Consider the following 15,804-nt stretch of genomic DNA (forward strand, 5'->3'; position numbering starts at 1 on the left):
GCGCTGACGCCTTCCCCGACCGCCAAGAATTTCCATACAACAAGCTGGAGACATTTCCATGAAACAACGCCGTATTCTTTTGCTGGCCGCTGCCCTGCTGTCGGCCGGCGCCCTGGTGCTGCCCATGCTGGCGCGCGCCGAGGGCGCCTACCCCAACAGGCCCATCAAATTTGTCGTGCCTTACTCTGCCGGCGGCCTGCCGGACACGGTGGCGCGCATCTTTGCGCAGCGGCTCGGCGACAAGCTGGGGCAGCCGGTGGTAGTGGACAACCGTCCAGGCGCCAACGGCGTGGTGGCGGCCCAGGCCCTGGCCACGGCGCCCAAGGACGGCTACACCTTCCTGGTGACCGATGGTTCGATGTTCTCCATCAACCCGGCCATCTACAAAAAACAGGGCTACGACTACAAACGGGACTTCATGCCCGTGTCGCTGGCGGCACGCGCGCCGCTGTACCTGGCGGTGCATACCAAGGTGTCGGCCAATACCCTGCAGGAATTCATTGCGCTGGCCAAGGCCAAGCCCGGCACGCTGAACTACGGTTCCTCGGGTATCGGCAGCACGCACCACCTGACCATGGAGGCACTGAAAGCTTCGCTGGGCCTGGACCTGGCGCACGTGCCATTCAAGGGCTCCGGGCAGTCGGTGCCGGCGCTGATTGGCGGCCAGGTGGATGTGCTGTTCTCGGCGCTGCCTTCGCTGTCGGGGTTTGTGAAAGCCGGGCAGATCAAGCTGCTGGCCACCAATGCGGCGCAGCGCTCCAGCCTGGAGCCCAATGTGCCCGCCATTGCAGAAATCATTCCGGGTTTTGATTTTGCACCCATCGTCGGTGTCCTCGCGGCAACGGGCACGCCGGCCAGTGCGATAGACCGCATCAGCGCCGAAATGGCGCAGATCGCCAAAATGCCTGAAGTCATCCAGTCACTCAACAAGGCCGGCATTGACCCGATCGGCAGCGGCCCGGCCGACTACAACAAGGCCGTCCTCGGCGAAAACGAACGCCTGGCAAAAGCCATTGCCGCTGCAGGCATCAAGGCGGAGTAATCAGCCCCCGCCCTTGTCGGATACCCCCATCGCGGCCTCACCCGGCCGCTCTCAACTTCAGCCTCCAGATTCTCAAATGTCAAAACTTAAACTTACCTTCGGCTGCTGGAACTATGACCGCACCCGTGCCCTGATGGACGGAAGCGTTCAGCCCGACGGCATTGATTTGAACTACCTCAACATGCCGGTGGAGGAAACCTTCTTTCGCATGTTGCGGCACAAAGAGTTCGATGTGGCCGAAATGTCGCTGTCGTCCTACACCGTGTCCATGTTCAATGAGGCGCGGCCTTTTGTGGCAATCCCGGTGTTTCCGTCGCGCTTTTTCCGTCATTCCTGTATTTATGTGAATGCCAAATCGGGCATCCGCGAAGCCAGGGACTTGATCGGCAAGCGTGTCGGCAACCCCGAGTACCAGATGACCGCGCCGGTCTGGATCCGCGGCATCCTGTCGGATCACTATGGGGTGCCCGTGGACAGCGTCACCTATTTCACCGGCGGCGAGGAGGAGCCGGGCCGGCCTGAAAAGATCAAGCTTGATTTGCCGGCCAACATCAAGGTCGAGCGCATCGGCCCCGAGCAGACGCTGGCGCAAATGCTGCTGGACGGCGAGATTGATGCACTCTATACCGCGCGCATGCCTTCAAGCTTTTTGAAGGGCGGCGGAAAGGTAAAGCGCCTTTTCGAAGACTACGAGCAGGTCGAGCGCAATTACTTCAAGGAAACGAAAATGTTTCCCATCATGCATACCGTGGCAATCCGCCGCGACGTGTACGAGGCCAACCGCTGGGTGGCGCGTTCGATGATGAAGGCACTGGAAGAGTCGCAGCGGCGTACCTACGAAGACCTGTATGAAACCGCGGCGCTCAAGGCCATGCTGCCGTGGCTGACATCGCACGTCGAGCAGGTCAGGCGTGAGATGGGCGAAGACTTCTGGCCTTACGGCTTTGAGAAGAACGAAGCCACCCTGCAAACCTTCCTGCGCTACTCGTTTGAGCAAGGCCTTTCAAAGCGGCTGCTGAAGCCCAGTGAGCTGTTTGCCCCCGAGTCGCTTGAGGCGTTCAAGATCTGACACGGTATGAAACCCCGGCGTTTGGCCGCTGATGTCTGAAGCCTTTCTGGGCTATCTGCCGGCCATGGGCGCCTTGCTGCTTTTCACGACGAGCATCCTGGTCACCAAAGTTGCCTCAAGCCGTATCGACCTCGGCTTGGGATTTCTGATTGCGACAAGCACCAACGTCGTCTTTTCTTCGCTGGCGCTTGCTGTGCAGCCAGGGTTTTGGCCTGATGGTTTGCTGTGGAATGCGCAGGCATTCCGGCGGTTTGCAGCAGCGGGCGCATTCACCACTTATTTGGGCCGCTGGGTTTTTTACGAATAGGTCGTGCGCTTCGGCCCTGCCAAGGCCAGCATTTTCCAGGTGAACAGTCCCCTCTTTACGGCCGTGATGGCCTGGCTGCTGCTCGGCAGCGCCATGACTTGGCCGGGAATTTTCATCAGCGCGATGCGCTGAACCGGCTGGCCTGGCCGGCCCCCCTTGGGAAAGGCCCCTGCCGGCTGGTATCCTCCGGCTGGGCTGATATCTTTCACGCGGCGGATGAGGGCGCGTGCTAGACTGAAATCACAATGCTTTGCTACATGCGCTCGCCAAAGTCCTCGTTGACCTCGGCGGGATCATCTGGCGTGCGCATCGCCGCTTTGGGCGTGCTGGCGGTGTTGGCCTTGTGGGCTGGCTGCGCCGGCCCGGCCCTAGGCGCCGCGCAGCCGGAGCGTCTGACGCTGCAGCTCAAGTGGCTCCACCAGTTCCAGTTCGCCGGCTATTACGCCGCCCAGGCCAAAGGTTTTTACCATGATGAAGGGCTGGAGGTCACGATCAGAGAGGGCGGCCCGGACAGACCGCCCGTGGCCACAGTCCTCAGCGGTGAAGCCCAGTTCAGTATTGGCGACTCCGACCTTGTAGCAACCCGGATCAATGGGCAGCCGATTGTGGCACTGGCGGCGATTTTCCAGCATTCGCCCTATGTCATCATGAGCCGGCGGGACCGCAATATCCGCACGCTCAGTGATCTCATCGGCGCAAAGGTCATGATGTCGGAAGACCAGGGTGCCATCCAGTTGCGCGCCATGTTGCAGCGCGAGGGCATCGATCCGAAGCTCGTCAATATTCTTCCGCAGTCCTGGAAGCTCGAGGACCTGATCGCAGGCGAGGTGGACGCCATGTCGGCCTACGCCACCGTAGAGCCTGCGCTGCTGCGCGCCCGTGGTGTATCTCCGGCGACGATGCGCAGCCTTGACTATGGCGTTGATTTCTACGGCGACATTCTTTTCACGACAGAGGCTGAAGTCGCGAAACACCCCGAGCGCACTGCCGCGTTCCTGCGCGCTACCCGAAAAGGTTGGGACTATGCGCTCAGCCATGGCGATGAGATCGCCGGTTTGATCCTTGAAATGGACGGTGTCGTGCAACGGGGGCTGACGCGTGAGATCCTGATCAGGGAAGCCGTCGAGATGCGGCCCTTCATCCTGCCGGATGTGGTGGAGATCGGGCATATGAATCCAGGCCGGTTCGAGCACATCGCACGGACGCTGGCGGAGCAGGGGCTGGTGCGGACCGATTATTCACTGGCGGGTTTGATGTACGAGCCCGACGCCGGCGTCGATCCCGGGCTGTTGCGATGGCTGACGGGCGCTGGCCTGGCAGTCTTCGCGCTGGTGGCGCTGGTGCTGCTCTGGAACCTGCAGATTCGCCGCAAGGTGCGCGAGCGAACGCGGGAACTGCAGGCAGAAGTCAACCACCGCACCGAGGTGCAGCAGCAGCTCAAAGTCAGCCAGGAGATGGTTCAGCTGATATTTGGCACCGCTGCCGCAGGCATTGTGATGAACACGCCTGATGGACATTTTCTGATGGCCAATCCCGCCTACCATGCGATTGTCGGTTACACGGAGGCCGACCTGCAGGGCATGGACACGCGTGAGCTGACACACCCCGAGGACCGTCTTCGTTATGCAGGGCTGAGGGACCGGATGATCGCCGGTGAATTCGACACCTTTTCCGACGAAAAGCGCTATCTCAAAAAAGGCGGTGGCTCCGTGTGGGTCCATTCAACAGTGTCGCTGGTGCGCTCGGCGGACCGCCTGCCTATGTATGTCATCGCGGTGACCGAGGACATCACGGCGCGCCGGGCGACAGAGGACAAACTGCGCCAGAGCGAGGTGCTGTTGCAGATCGCAGGGCGCACCGCGCGGTTGGGCGGCTGGATGCTGGATGTGGCGGCCGATCATGTGGTCTGGTCTGATGAAGTCTGCAAGATTCATGACATGCCGGCCGGCAGCAGCCCGCTGCTGCATGACGCCCTGCAGTTCTATGCGCGGGAATGGCGGGAGAAAATCACTTCTGCGATGGAAATTTGCATCCGGGACGGCACGCCCTTTGATGAAGAGCTGGAAATCATCACGGCCAAGGGGCGCCGCGTCTGGGTCCGTTCCGTCGCCGAAGCCTTGCGCGACGACAGCGGCAAGATCACCCGGATACACGGCTCCTGCCAGGACATCACCGAGCGCAAGCGGGCGCAGGAAAGCATTCTTCAGCTCAACGCCGAGCTGGAGGACCGTGTGCGCCGGCGCACCGCCCAGCTGGAGGCGGTGAACCGGGAGCTGGAGGCTTTTTCCTATTCCGTGTCGCACGACCTGCGCTCGCCCCTGAGTACGATCGACGGGTTCAGCCAGCTGATGGAGCGCATGGGCGTGGACAAGGTCGGCGAACAGGGGCGGCACTACCTGAGCCGGATTCGCGCCGGGACGAGGCAGATGGGCGAGCTGATTGAAGGCCTTCTGTCCCTGGCGAAGCTGGCGCGCGATCCGCTGAAGTCCGCAACGGTTGACCTTGCCGCCATTGCCAGGCGGGCGGAGCAGGCGTGCAGGGAGCGCGAGCCCGGGCGCCAGGTGCACATGCATATTCAGGAGGACTTGTTGGCGCGCGGCGACCCCGTGCTGCTGTCGGTCGTCATGGATAACCTCGTGGGCAACGCCTGGAAGTTCACGTCAAAGAAGGCCCTGGCACGGATTGATGTAGGCCGCGAGGCCGGCGCAGGCGGCGAAACCGTTTATTTCGTCAAGGACAACGGTGCCGGGTTTGACATGGCATACGCCAGCAAGCTGTTTGGCACCTTCCAGCGGCTTCATTCGCCGTCTGATTTTTCAGGAACCGGCATCGGACTGGCCACGGTGCAGCGCATCATCTCCAGGCACGGTGGGCGGGTCTGGGCGCATGCTGTTGAAGGGCAGGGCGCAGAATTTTATTTCACCCTGGGTGCTGCGGAGGCCAAAGCGTTTTGATGACAGTGTGAAATTCAACGCGGCAAGCTGGCGTCGTGGGCGAAAAACTGGAGCGGGTGAAGGGAATCGAACCCTCGTATGAAGCTTGGGAAGCTGCCGTTCTGCCATTGAACTACACCCGCTTATCCGTAACTCGTTGATTTACAACGAATTTCCGTCTAAGTTGTTGAATTGTATCGGGATTTTATGGGTTTTGGCCTTTCGATCAATCCCATATTCACCCACATTCAACCATATCAACTTACACTCTCGGCGTAGGTTTTGGCGTAGTTTTTATTGAAAGCTACGCCGGCCTGCGCTGCCGCTGCATGTTGATTTGCAGCGGCTACAGACGGGAGTATACGGGGCATGTTCTTTGATGCGCGATCGGCCAAGCTGTTAAAGCCGGGCCAGCACATGGTGATTGATGGCTGCCCAGGCCTGCGATTGACGGTATCCGCCACGCGCAAGACGTGGATCTATCGATATAAATCACCGACTGATGGGCGGATGAAGCAGGTGGCCATCGGCCAGTGGCCGGCCGTGACGGTGCAGGCGGCAGCTGCGCAGTGGCAGGCGCTGCGTGAGCAGCGAGGTGAGGGCGCGGACCCCGCCGCTCAGCGCCGGACCGAGCGGCAAAGTGCACTCTCCGAAGTCATGGCGCCCAAAATCTTGACCGTGCGCCTCCTGGTTGAAGCCTTCATCACTGGGCACTTGAAGGCCCAGCGCAAGGCCGCAGGAGCGCGTGCCGGAGAGGTGGCGCTGCTGAGGCTGCTGGACGAGCAGCCGACCTTTGCGCAGATGCCGGCCGCGTCGGTCACGCGTTCGGTGGCGTTCGAGGTGCTTGACTCCAAAAAGGCTACGCCGACGGCGGCGGCAAAGCTACGCTCGCTGCTGGGCGCCGGCTGGGATTACGCGCTTGATGCTGGCCGGCTCGATGGCGAGGTGCCCAACTGGTGGCGCATGGTCATGAAGGGGCGTCTGAAGAGCAAGGGCAAGCTGGTCGGTGGGAAGCACCAGGGCCAGCAGCGCCGGGTGTTGCGTGCGGGCGAGATCGGCGAGCTGTTGGGGTGGCTGCCAAACATGCACGAGCTGGGAAGTGATGCCACGCAGATGTACCTGTGGACCTGCGCGCGCGGCGTCGAGATCTTTGGCATGCGCCCCGAGCATGTCGCCGAGGAGGCTGACGGCTGGTGGTGGACCGTGCCCAAGGGCCAGACCAAGAATGCCCGCTTCAGTGCCGGTGTTGATTTACGTGTGCCGCTGATTGGGCGGGCGCTGGAGATCGTGAGGCGCAGGTTGGATGCGGTCGGAGAGTCGGGCTGGCTGTTTGAGGATGCCAGGGGTGAGCAGTACGAGCAGAAGGACTTCTCGACCTACATTTATAGTTTGCAGCCCTATTCGGAGAAGGTGAGCCGGCGCGAGAGTGAGGGGCTGGTGATTCCGGTGGCCGGCTGGTCGCCGCATGATTTGCGCCGAACCGGCCGAACGCTGCTGGCTTCCCTGGGTTGCCGTGATGAGATCGCCGAGGCCATCATCGGGCACCTGCCCAAAGACATCGTCGGGATCTATAACGCCTACACCTACGACGCGGAGCGCCGGCACTGGCTGGGTGAGTTGTCGAGGCACCTGGAGGGCCTTGCGATGCCCGCTCAGGATGGCTTGCCGGCGCGGCCGTGACCGCTGTTTGCCGGCGGCAGCAGGTCGGATACCGGGCGGCCCTTGCCCCAGGCCTCCAGTTCCTCCACCAGCCAGCCAGAGCGGCCATTGCTGATCTTCCGCGGGCGCGGTGCGTCGCCCTGTGCCACGAGCTTGTCCAGCATGCTCTCGGAGATCGACAAAAATGAGGCGGCCTGCTGGCGCGCCAGGTAGAGCGGCTTGAGCTGGATGATGGCGTTTTGCTCTTTCATGGGGACTTCCTGAAAATCTTCGTCAAATCTGGTTTAAAGCTGTGGCCGCGCTTGCGCAGCACGTTCATCAGCAGCGCCTGGTCGTGGTGGCTGTGGCTGGCCTGGCGCAGCAGGCCCAGATAGCTGTTGCCTGCGCTGAAAACGTCCCTGGCGGGCATTTCCTGCAGGCGGCGCACGGCGGCGGCCACGGTGCGCATGCGCGTGGTGCGGCGCCATGGCCTGATGACATGGCCTACAAAGTCAATGCCGCGGTCGACGGGCTGCAGGATGGTCTTGCGCGGGTTGAGCTGGGCGCCCAGGCGCTGCGGCACAAAGGTGTTGATGCTGGCCAGCGCGTCGTTGAGCCACTGCGTGGACTCGTGCAACAGGTAGAAGTCGTCCACGTAGCGGCCGTAATGCCGGGCGCGCAACTGGTGCCTGGCGAACTGGTCCAAGGCATTCAAATGCACATTCGCAAAAAACTGGCTGCTCAGGTTGCCGATGGGCAGGCCGGTGTCGGCGGGGGCATTGATCAGCCGTTTGTGCGCCGGCACGCGCGCCAGCAGGCGCGGATCGCCGCGCAGCTCGAAGTCGGTGCGCGGGTCGTGCATCAGCACGGTGTCAGTCAGCCAGCGCCAGTAGGGCTCTGTTACCTTGGTGTGCAGCTGGGCCTGCAGCACGCGCTTGTCGATAGCCACGAAGAAGTTGGCCAGATCCATTTTGAGGTAATAGGCGGCCCGGCTCCAGTTGTGCGTGATGCTGCGCACGTCATGCTCCAGGCGCTTGGCGGCGTAAAGGGTGCCGCGGCCCGGGATGCAGGCGGCGCTGCCGGCATCAAAGCTGGCGATGAAGCGGGGGGCGATGGCGTTGTACAGCAGGTGGTGCACGACGCGGTCGCGAAAGTCGGCCGCCCACACCTCGCGCGGCTTGGGGTGGGTGACCACAAAGCAGATGCTGCGGCCGGGCCGGTAGGTCTGGCTCAGCAGCTCGGCGCGCAGCGCGCAAAGGTTGCGCTCAGCGTTGGCTTCAAAGGCCTGGGCGCTGGCGCTTTGGCGCTTGTTGCGCCGGCAGTCCAGCCAGGCTTGCACCAGATCTGCCATGGTGAAGGCTGGCGCAGCTGGTTCGTCCGTGGTAAAGAGGTCAAAAGTCATTCGCATAGCGCGTAAGACGAACTGCAGGCGTTCGTCTCTTCCGCGTCGTTGAGGAGGCTGTATTGCTTCCCGCCTCGGGTCGTTTTCGCCCACTGGATACGGGTCCAGACGTTCAGCTCATTAAAAATGATTCGCCTGTCGCTCACCTTGGCGATGTCGGCCGGCGCGTCTGCAAAGAAGGTGCTGAAACCGCGCTTGCTGGCCATGCCCACACGCACCTCCCAATCACCGATACGCCCGATATGTGCAGGAAAGCGGGCGGCCCACTGCCGCAGCTCTTCCTTGCTCTGGTTGATGCAGAAACATCCGACCCGCCCGAAGCCCATGGAATAAAGCGGGTTGGCCAGAATCTCATGCAGAGTGGCAAACTCAATGGCTTGCATCGCCGTCCAGTCCACGATAGGTCGGTAAATGTAGAGGCGCGGCGCCACGCGCTCAAAGCTCTTTGCATCGCGGCGATTGAATGACTCGTCGCGGCGCACGCCCTGCCAGCTGACTACGGTGTGGCCTTGGTCCATCAGCTCCATTTGGAACTCGACAGCCATGTTTCGCTTCAGCTCTTCGGTGCAGAACTGGGCTTTGCGGCTCGGAAACCGGCCTTTCCACAGACACAGGTCGAGGAAAACGTTGCCGGTGGGGTGCAGCACTGACAGCGCCCGGCGCTTGGCCTTGTTGGTCCAGCGCACCTTGCGACCTCCGCCGACCTTGACGGTCTTCTGAACTGTCCTACCTTTTTTGTCGAGCACGACTGCACCGCGTCCGTCACGCTTTGGCACTGGCGTCACTCCGTCAGCCTCAAACACAGGCTTGGTGTCGTACTGGCGGCGGGTGCGTTGGTCGTTGGCCACAAACTTGCGCTTGCCTGCAATCTCGTCGATGAAGCTGGCGCGCAGGCGGGTGATCTTGAGGCCCAGCCGGCGTTCAAGGTATCCGAGATACTCATAGGTCAGCTCGTGCTCGTTGCCGGTGTCGCAGAAGATGGCGATGATGTTGGCCACGCCAAAGCGCATGATGGCGATCAGCAGCGTTGCGAGGCTGTCCTTGCCGCCGCTGACCGAAACGACGTGTTTTACTGTCATATAGGTGCCCCCGCTCGGAGGGCGATTGAATCCGCGGAAAGCACGAACCCTGTGCTCGTTGTCCTTGTTGTTCCAGTTGCTGTTGCCGTTCTCGAAGTCCTGGACGAAGGCGTTGTTGCGCGAGTTCTGCGTGTTGCCGAGCTATCTACGTCGCCGGGCCGAAGGTTTGCACCGATCAGCCCGGTAACTGCGCCGGACCATAGCGCGAGCTGTTCGGGCTCGCCGGTATCCGTGGTGCGCATGGCGGTGGGCTGTGGGCCCAGCGGCTCGACCGGATTCAATAAACGCACGGGCATGATGGCCTTGACCGTCATGCAGCAGGCGCTGCGGAAAGGGTGGCGATGGTCTGTTTGCGCCAGCCGCCGGCCATGGAACCGACGGTGTCGAGCAGCTCGACCGACTGGCCCCACAACTTTGGGGAGATCAGCCGCTTGTCGTGGCTGACGCGCAGCATCGCCGTGGTGGCGCGCAGGTGCTGCAACAGCAGGTCGAGCTGCTGCACCCTGCCGTCGCCGCGCGAAGCATTTGCCATGGCCATGGCTTCCAGCATTTCCACGCACAGGCCGTGGATCTTCTCGCCCAGGCTGCGCTTGAAAATGCGCGGCATCTGGGTTTGCACGTCAAGCGCCAGCGACAGCAGGTCGCAGCCGTGTTTGTAAATGGGAAGTTCGGAGTAAAGGGCCATGGTCGAAAAAAAAATTCGCGAACCGGCTTGCGCCGGTGGGTGGACAAAAAGGGGTTAAGTGTTCAAGGCGTCAAGTGGAATCGCGCGGAAAGCACGAACCCTGTGCTCGCCGCCCTTGCCGTCCCAGCCGCTGCTGCCGTCCTCGAAGTCCTGGACGAAGGCGTCGTCGCGCGAGTCCTGCGTGCTGGTCCAATACCAGTCGTCTTTGCTGAAAAGCTCGGGCACGTTGGCAGCGGCCGAGTTGAGCTCGCCCAGGCTGGGCAGGTACCAGTCGTTGTGACCGTCGATGGTGAGCTCGCGCACCTTCAGGGCTGCAGGGCAGCTGGCCAGTGCCATGGCTTCGGTGTTGGCCTTGCCATCGGTGCGGCTGCTGGTGCCTGGCACGTCTTTGCCGTACTCGCCCCAGGCGATGTCTTCGAATTCGCCGACGGCCGCGTCAGACACCAGCAGCGCAAAGGGCGGCTGCTCGATGCCGTCGACGGTGGGGCCGCGCAGGATCGCGGCCAGCATGCCGCCTTGGCCAGCGATGACGGCGCCGAATGCCGGCAGGGTGATGGGGTGTACTTTCATGGGTAGCTCCTCGGGGTGGTTAAAAAAATCGTGGACCGGCGCCAGCGCCGGTGAAGTGTTCAAGGGGTCAAGCGCTCAAGTGAACCCAGCGGAAAGCACGAACCCTGTGCTCGTTGTCCTTGAGGTCCCAGTAGCTGTAGCCGCCCTCGAAGTCCTGGACGAAGGCGCCGTCGCGCGAGGTCTGCGTGCTGCTCCAATACCAGCCGCTTTTCTGGAAAAGCTGCGGTGCGCAGATGTGCGCCATCACCAGGTCCAGGCGGCTTGGCAGGTAAAAGTCGGTGTGGCCGTCGGCCGTGTAGGCGTCTGCCCATTTGGCGGCTGGGTGGTCCTGGCCGGTGGCGAGCAGGGCGGCGGTGTTGGCTGGGCCATCGAGCTGACTGCGGGCGCCTGGCACGTCCAGTGATGGGCCGAACTCCAGGCTCTCGACTTCATGCTCGCTCGCGATCAGGTGACGGGCGGGCACGCCCAACAACTCCGGCAGGGTGCAGATGTAGCGGCCGCCCTGGCCGGGCCAGTAGTCGCCGTGGGCGGGTGGGGGCAGGGTGCTGCTCGGTGCGGCTGGCTCTGCTGCTTGGCGAAAGACCGCGGGGAAATCAAGGCCCTGTGGGGCCGCGTCTGATGGCAGGCTCAGGTGGATGGTGGCGTTGGTGATATGCAATTGCATGGTGGCTCCGGGTGGTGTGTTGAAAATTACAAGCGGGCAGAGGTGGCCGAGTAGGCCGGCGCCAGCACGTCGCCGCTCTCGATGCGGTCTTGCGCCTCCGCGTGCGCGCGGACCAGCTGCTGCGGGTTGCTCAGGCTGAGCAGCTGGTCGTGCAGGTCCAGCGCCGGCGGCACCTCGGCCAGGGCGGCGGCATCGGCGCCGAAGCGGCCCTGCCGGTGGTAGCGCTGCTGCATGGCCACCAGCGTCAGCTGGGCGCGGATCACGACATCTACCGCGGGCTGGCCCACGGGCTCACTGAGCACCAGGGCGGCATTCATGGCGCGCGCCAGCGTGTCGAAGTGCTCGGTGCTGCCCGTGCCATGGGTCAGGTGGTGCCAGGCCAGGCGCGCCTGATTGCTTAAGGAGGCGGCCTCCTCTTCGTCGAAGGGGCGCAGCTGGTGGATGACCGACAGCGCCGCCTTGGGATTGGGCGCCCAGCGGATGCGGCGGGGTTTGCGGCCGCTCATGCGAACAGCTCCTGTTGTGGGGTGGCTGGCTTTGGCGTGCCGGTTGAAATGAAGTGCTTCAGCTGGCCGCTGTCGCTGCAGGCGTTGAACTGGGAGCGGGGATCCACCGTCCAGTGCGCGTAGTGGGTGCACTCGTCGCGCTTGGGGCATGGCTCGATGCCCAGGCCGGAGCAGATGATGGGCTTCATGCGGCGGCCCGCCCGTAGATTTCCGCTTCGTGCGCAAAGTTGGCGCGCACCAGGGCCTCGGCCACGGGCGGGCAGACGCTGTTGCCGCACATGCGGACCTGCGCCGATTTGGTCAGGCTCAGGCCCTGGCAGGCGTCATCGCCGATGATGTAGTCGGCCGGAAAGCCCTGGGCCCGGAACAATTCACGGGGCGTGAGCATGCGCAACCCGATGTCCACGATCTGGTAGTCCTGGCCCTTGATGGTGACCAGGCCGAAGCGGTCGCGGCTGGTGACGGTAGCCAGTGGTCCGTCAATCTTGGGGTCTTGGTCGGTGCCGTAATAGCTGAGCAGGAAGGCGCGCACCTCCGCGTGGTGAGTGCCTTGCGCGCTGACCGTGTGCAGCGGCTCGTCGACAGCCTGACCAACGTTATCGCCGCGCAGCTTGATCAGGTTGCTGGTAACGATGCCGCATGGCATGCCGGACGCGGCGATCGTGTTGATGGGCTCTGCCACATCGCGAATGCCATGGCTCCAGCGCTTGGCGCCGTTTGCCGACTGCTCGCCGTGGCCCATGTGCACCAGGTGGGCGGCCACCAGCGCGGTGTCGTATTTCGCGCAGACGGTGGCGGTAGGCTCCTCGATGCCGCGGGGGCGGCTTTGGCCGGCCCGGGCCCCAACGCCGACAAGTGCTGCGCTCACCAGGCTGTGATGGTCCGCCGCAGTGACGGTGCCCATGCTGTCCTTCAGGTCGCTGCCGACCACGCCGGTGTAGTGCTTGGCGAGGAATGCGGCCGCCAGCGCGTGCTTGGCCGCGCCGCCCACCACTGTGCCCAGCGGCTTGCTGATGTCGAGGGCTCGTGGCGCCTGGCCTTCGCGCTCGCCGTAGCCGGTCTGCACCAGGGTGGGCGAAACAAGGGCGAAATGCCCGCCTTTGACCTGGGCGCATTGAGTTCGCAGTGGATCGGCCACGCTAAAGACTCGCTCGTGGCTGGCGTTGGCGTGCTCCGTGAGGAATGGCGCTGCGGCTGGGCCTGACTCGCCCACGATAAATGGGTCTGCTGACTCCACCACGTAGCGCATGACGCCCTTGGCGATGCGGCGCAGCGTGGCGTCGGCCAGCGGCTTCTTGCGCTCAAAGATGCTGGGGCAGGGTATCGACCAGTCGATGCACTCGGCGGCGGTGCGCCACGACTGCAGCTTGCCTGTCCTGGCCTCCTTGCTACCGGGGGCGGCGTGCGTCGCCTTGGGCTTGATGATGATTGGCAGGCCATCGCGCCGCGCCACCATGAACAGGCGTTTGCGGATGGTGGGAGCGCCATAGTCGCACGCGCGCAGTTCGCTGAACTCGACCGAATAGCCGTGTGCCTTAAGCTGGCGGACGAAGCTTTTGAAGGTCTGGCCCTTCTTGGTCGGGTCGGGGCGCGTATTGCCATCGGCGTCGATCAGCAGTGGCCCCCATGTTTTGAACTCCTCGACGTTCTCCAGCATGATGACGCGCGGTTTGCACTTGGCTGCCCAGCGCAGCGCCACCCAGGCTAGGCCGCGAATCTTTTTCTCGACCGGCTTGCCGCCCTTGGCCTTGCTGAAATGCTTGCAGTCGGGCGAGAGCCATACCAGGCCCACGGGCTGGTTCTTGGTGACTTCGATAGGGTCCACGTCCCAGACGCTCTCGCACAGGTGGACGGTGTTCGGGTGGTTGGCGGCGTGCATGGCCAGCGCTTCGGCGTTGTGGTTGATGGCAATGTCCACCGGACGGCCGAAAGCAGCCTCAAGCCCGGTGGAGGTGCCGCCACCGCCGGCGAAGTTGTCGATGATCAACTCGCCTGGCAGGGCGAGGGGCAGGGTGAAGAGGTCGCGCTTCATGCGGCGACCCTCTTGAATTCAATCGCCCATACCCATGGGTTGGCGGCCCAGCTGCCGGGGCCGTTGATTTGCTCCCACAGCGACCGGTAGGCCCTACGCCAGCCGTGAGTGCGGTCGGCGGCTGGCCCTGCATATCCGTCATTCGGCTCCGCGCCTTCAGCTTGTGCGTCGGCCTCGCTGATGTCCCGCAGGCCCTCGACACGCACGCCGGTGATCTCCAGCGTGATGCGGCTGGCGACGCGCGGCATGTGGATACTGGGCTTCCATTTCGGCTTGACGCCCAACAAGTCGCCCAGGCGGTCACCGTGTTGGTAGGTGGCTGCGTAGTCGTATTCGATGGGCTGACCGGCGTTATAAGTCGGGTCTTGCGGGTAGATTGGCCTGAAGTTCTCGCGCACCCACAGCCGGTCGCCGGGCGCGCCATACGGGCTGTAGAACTGCACCTCGCCATCCTCATCCCCGAACCAACCGGGCGTGTAGCAGGGCGGGCACTGGCCACGCTCATTCGGGTCTTGCACGGCCACAACCGCCGAGAGTGCGGCGGCCGGTTTGCACACCCGCCGCGTCTGCGTCTTGCTGCCATCGAGCAGGGCGCGCACCATCGGTGCGCTGAAAAGGATGGGGCGCTCTTTCATGCCGCCCTCCCGCCGCCGCACGCGCCCAGGCTGGGCAGTTGCATGGCCACGTAGGCGCCGGGCCGGGTGCAGTTGTGGCGCAATTCCTGGCCCTCGTAATAGCCGGTGCGCGTGAAGGTGCGCGGCGCCGCGGGCTGGGGTGCTTCGGCGGCGGCCTGGAGCAGGGCGGCGCCGGCCTCGGTGATCCTGTAGGCGCGCCGCAGCTTGTTGGTGTGGCCCACCAGTCCGGCCGCGAGCAGTGCCTCCATGGCCGGCTGGATGGTGGCGCAGTGGTCGGCGCGCGCGGCCAGGGTGGCGTGCCCGATGCTGCGCTGCTCGCCCACCAGGCGCAGCAGTCGCTGGGCGCGCAGGGGCAGGTCGGTCAGCAGCAGGCAGTCGTCGAACACGCCAGCGGTGGCAGCAAATTCGCGCTCGGCCTGGCTGGGCGGGGTTTCGCCGATGCTGGGGGCGCGCAGCTCGATGGGGGCGCTCATGCTGCGGCCCGCTCGGCTGGTGTGCCAATCTCGACCCGCAGGCTGCCCGCGTCCAGCCCGGCCTCGTGCGCCCAGAACTCGCCCAGCACCAGCTGCTGCAGGTGGCGGATGTCGTGGTCGTTGTTGAGCGTGGCGTCGGGCTTGAAGGCCTCGCCGGTGGTCTCTGATACATGGCTGCCCTGGGCTACGGCCACGCCGGCGCGTTTGACCTGCCAGAGCAGGCCGCCGAAAGTGTGGCGCACCAGATCGGCCTCGTTGTCGAAGCGGCAGTCGGTGACGACGATGCGACTGGCCAGGCGCTGGCGCAGCAGGTAGCTGATGCGGGCGCTGGTCTGGTGGATCCAGTAGTCCGGCGCCTGGTTGCGGCGGTATTCGGTGCCCCACCATTGCATGATCTGGCGCGGGCTGCGCGGCGCGTCCAGGTCCAGCGTCTGGCCCTGCAGGGCGTGCGCCATCAGCATGCGGGCCGTGAAGCCATCGTGCAGGCAGCGGCGCAACGCCAGGCAGCTCATGGCGTGTTCCTTGGTCTCGCGCCGGCTCAGGTACAGCAGGTCGATGGCAAAGGCGTCGGCGATCTCGTTCTTGAGTGGATCGGCAAAGGCCAGCTTGACGAAGCCGCCATGCGTGACGAGCAGGTCGGCCACGGTGTCTTTGCCGCTGCCGGCTGGGCCGCTGAGGCCGATGATGGTTTGGAGCTTGCTCATGGTGGTGGGTTTTGCTATTGAATTAGTAGCTGATTGCGCCCGTAGTGGTTAGACTTCGGGCGCTT

General features: G+C 63.7%; 18 protein-coding genes and 1 tRNA gene. 6 read left to right on the forward strand and 13 right to left on the reverse strand.

Annotated elements, in window-relative coordinates:
- Positions 1-58: 58 nt before the first annotated feature.
- From PJE01S_RS04695 to PJE01S_RS04710, 5 genes are all read left to right on the forward strand, one after another.
- Positions 59-1,042 (forward strand): Bug family tripartite tricarboxylate transporter substrate binding protein, encoded by a 984-nt coding sequence (locus tag PJE01S_RS04695; protein ID WP_068832011.1) that lies wholly within the window; start codon positions 59-61, stop codon positions 1,040-1,042.
- A 76-nt stretch (positions 1,043-1,118) separates the two neighbouring features.
- Complete coding sequence (locus tag PJE01S_RS04700; protein ID WP_068832012.1) at positions 1,119-2,111, forward strand: substrate-binding domain-containing protein; 993 nt, start codon at positions 1,119-1,121, stop codon at positions 2,109-2,111.
- Positions 2,112-2,142: 31 nt separating this feature from the next.
- Positions 2,143-2,418, forward strand: coding sequence for a hypothetical protein (locus PJE01S_RS04705; protein ID WP_068832013.1), 276 nt, complete (start codon positions 2,143-2,145; stop codon positions 2,416-2,418).
- Positions 2,419-2,421: 3 nt separating this feature from the next.
- Entirely contained in the window at positions 2,422-2,550 is a 129-nt protein-coding gene (locus PJE01S_RS26125; protein WP_281178556.1) for a hypothetical protein, read from the forward strand.
- Between the two features lie 125 nt (positions 2,551-2,675).
- Positions 2,676-5,372 carry an ABC transporter substrate-binding protein gene (locus PJE01S_RS04710; protein ID WP_169804361.1) on the forward strand — a complete coding sequence of 899 codons (2,697 nt, stop codon included), beginning with the start codon at positions 2,676-2,678 and terminating at the stop codon, positions 5,370-5,372.
- 48 nt (positions 5,373-5,420) lie between these two features.
- On the opposite strand, the gene PJE01S_RS04715 is transcribed toward PJE01S_RS04710, so the two are convergent.
- Positions 5,421-5,494: transfer RNA gene (locus PJE01S_RS04715), tRNA-Gly, on the reverse strand.
- Positions 5,495-5,720: 226 nt separating this feature from the next.
- Here PJE01S_RS04715 and PJE01S_RS04720 point away from each other — a divergent pair.
- Entirely contained in the window at positions 5,721-7,031 is a 1,311-nt protein-coding gene (locus tag PJE01S_RS04720) for a tyrosine-type recombinase/integrase (RefSeq protein ID WP_068832015.1), read from the forward strand.
- Here PJE01S_RS04720 and PJE01S_RS04725 read toward each other — a convergent pair.
- From PJE01S_RS04725 to PJE01S_RS04780, 12 genes are all read right to left on the reverse strand, one after another.
- Positions 7,004-7,261 carry a helix-turn-helix transcriptional regulator gene (locus PJE01S_RS04725; RefSeq protein ID WP_068832016.1) on the reverse strand — a complete coding sequence of 86 codons (258 nt, stop codon included), beginning with the start codon at positions 7,259-7,261 and terminating at the stop codon, positions 7,004-7,006. The genes PJE01S_RS04720 and PJE01S_RS04725 overlap by 28 nt on opposite strands.
- Positions 7,258-8,391, reverse strand: coding sequence for an RNA-directed DNA polymerase (locus PJE01S_RS04730; protein WP_245660615.1), 1,134 nt, complete (start codon positions 8,389-8,391; stop codon positions 7,258-7,260). Before PJE01S_RS04730 ends, PJE01S_RS04725 begins: the two co-directional genes overlap by 4 nt.
- A complete protein-coding gene (locus PJE01S_RS04735) occupies positions 8,388-9,470 on the reverse strand; it encodes a phosphoadenosine phosphosulfate reductase domain-containing protein (protein ID WP_068832017.1) in 1,083 nt (360 codons plus the stop codon). The genes PJE01S_RS04730 and PJE01S_RS04735 overlap by 4 nt, the downstream gene beginning before the upstream one ends.
- A 310-nt stretch (positions 9,471-9,780) precedes the next feature.
- Entirely contained in the window at positions 9,781-10,155 is a 375-nt protein-coding gene (locus PJE01S_RS04740) for a four helix bundle protein (RefSeq protein ID WP_068832018.1), read from the reverse strand.
- Between the two features lie 54 nt (positions 10,156-10,209).
- A complete protein-coding gene (locus PJE01S_RS04745) occupies positions 10,210-10,725 on the reverse strand; it encodes an Lcl domain-containing protein (protein ID WP_084389387.1) in 516 nt (171 codons plus the stop codon).
- A 67-nt stretch (positions 10,726-10,792) separates the two neighbouring features.
- On the reverse strand, positions 10,793-11,389 hold the full coding sequence (locus PJE01S_RS04750; protein WP_068832020.1) for an Lcl C-terminal domain-containing protein: 597 nt from the start codon (positions 11,387-11,389) through the stop codon (positions 10,793-10,795).
- 26 nt (positions 11,390-11,415) lie between these two features.
- On the reverse strand, positions 11,416-11,895 hold the full coding sequence (locus PJE01S_RS04755) for a hypothetical protein (protein WP_068832021.1): 480 nt from the start codon (positions 11,893-11,895) through the stop codon (positions 11,416-11,418).
- On the reverse strand, positions 11,892-12,083 hold the full coding sequence (locus PJE01S_RS04760) for a hypothetical protein (RefSeq protein WP_068832022.1): 192 nt from the start codon (positions 12,081-12,083) through the stop codon (positions 11,892-11,894). Before PJE01S_RS04760 ends, PJE01S_RS04755 begins: the two co-directional genes overlap by 4 nt.
- On the reverse strand, positions 12,080-13,927 hold the full coding sequence (locus tag PJE01S_RS04765) for a DNA cytosine methyltransferase (protein WP_068832023.1): 1,848 nt from the start codon (positions 13,925-13,927) through the stop codon (positions 12,080-12,082). Before PJE01S_RS04765 ends, PJE01S_RS04760 begins: the two co-directional genes overlap by 4 nt.
- The gene (locus PJE01S_RS04770; protein ID WP_084389388.1) at positions 13,924-14,562 is read right to left on the reverse strand and encodes an ASCH domain-containing protein; all 639 of its coding nucleotides are present in this window, start codon (positions 14,560-14,562) and stop codon (positions 13,924-13,926) included. Before PJE01S_RS04770 ends, PJE01S_RS04765 begins: the two co-directional genes overlap by 4 nt.
- Complete coding sequence (locus PJE01S_RS04775; RefSeq protein WP_068832025.1) at positions 14,559-15,035, reverse strand: hypothetical protein; 477 nt, start codon at positions 15,033-15,035, stop codon at positions 14,559-14,561. The genes PJE01S_RS04770 and PJE01S_RS04775 overlap by 4 nt, the downstream gene beginning before the upstream one ends.
- A complete protein-coding gene (locus PJE01S_RS04780) occupies positions 15,032-15,739 on the reverse strand; it encodes a deoxynucleotide monophosphate kinase family protein (protein WP_068832026.1) in 708 nt (235 codons plus the stop codon). The genes PJE01S_RS04775 and PJE01S_RS04780 overlap by 4 nt, the downstream gene beginning before the upstream one ends.
- Between the last annotated feature and the right edge of the window lie 65 nt (positions 15,740-15,804).

This window comes from Polaromonas jejuensis NBRC 106434 (genome assembly GCF_001598235.1).
GTDB lineage: Bacteria > Pseudomonadota > Gammaproteobacteria > Burkholderiales > Burkholderiaceae_C > Polaromonas > Polaromonas jejuensis.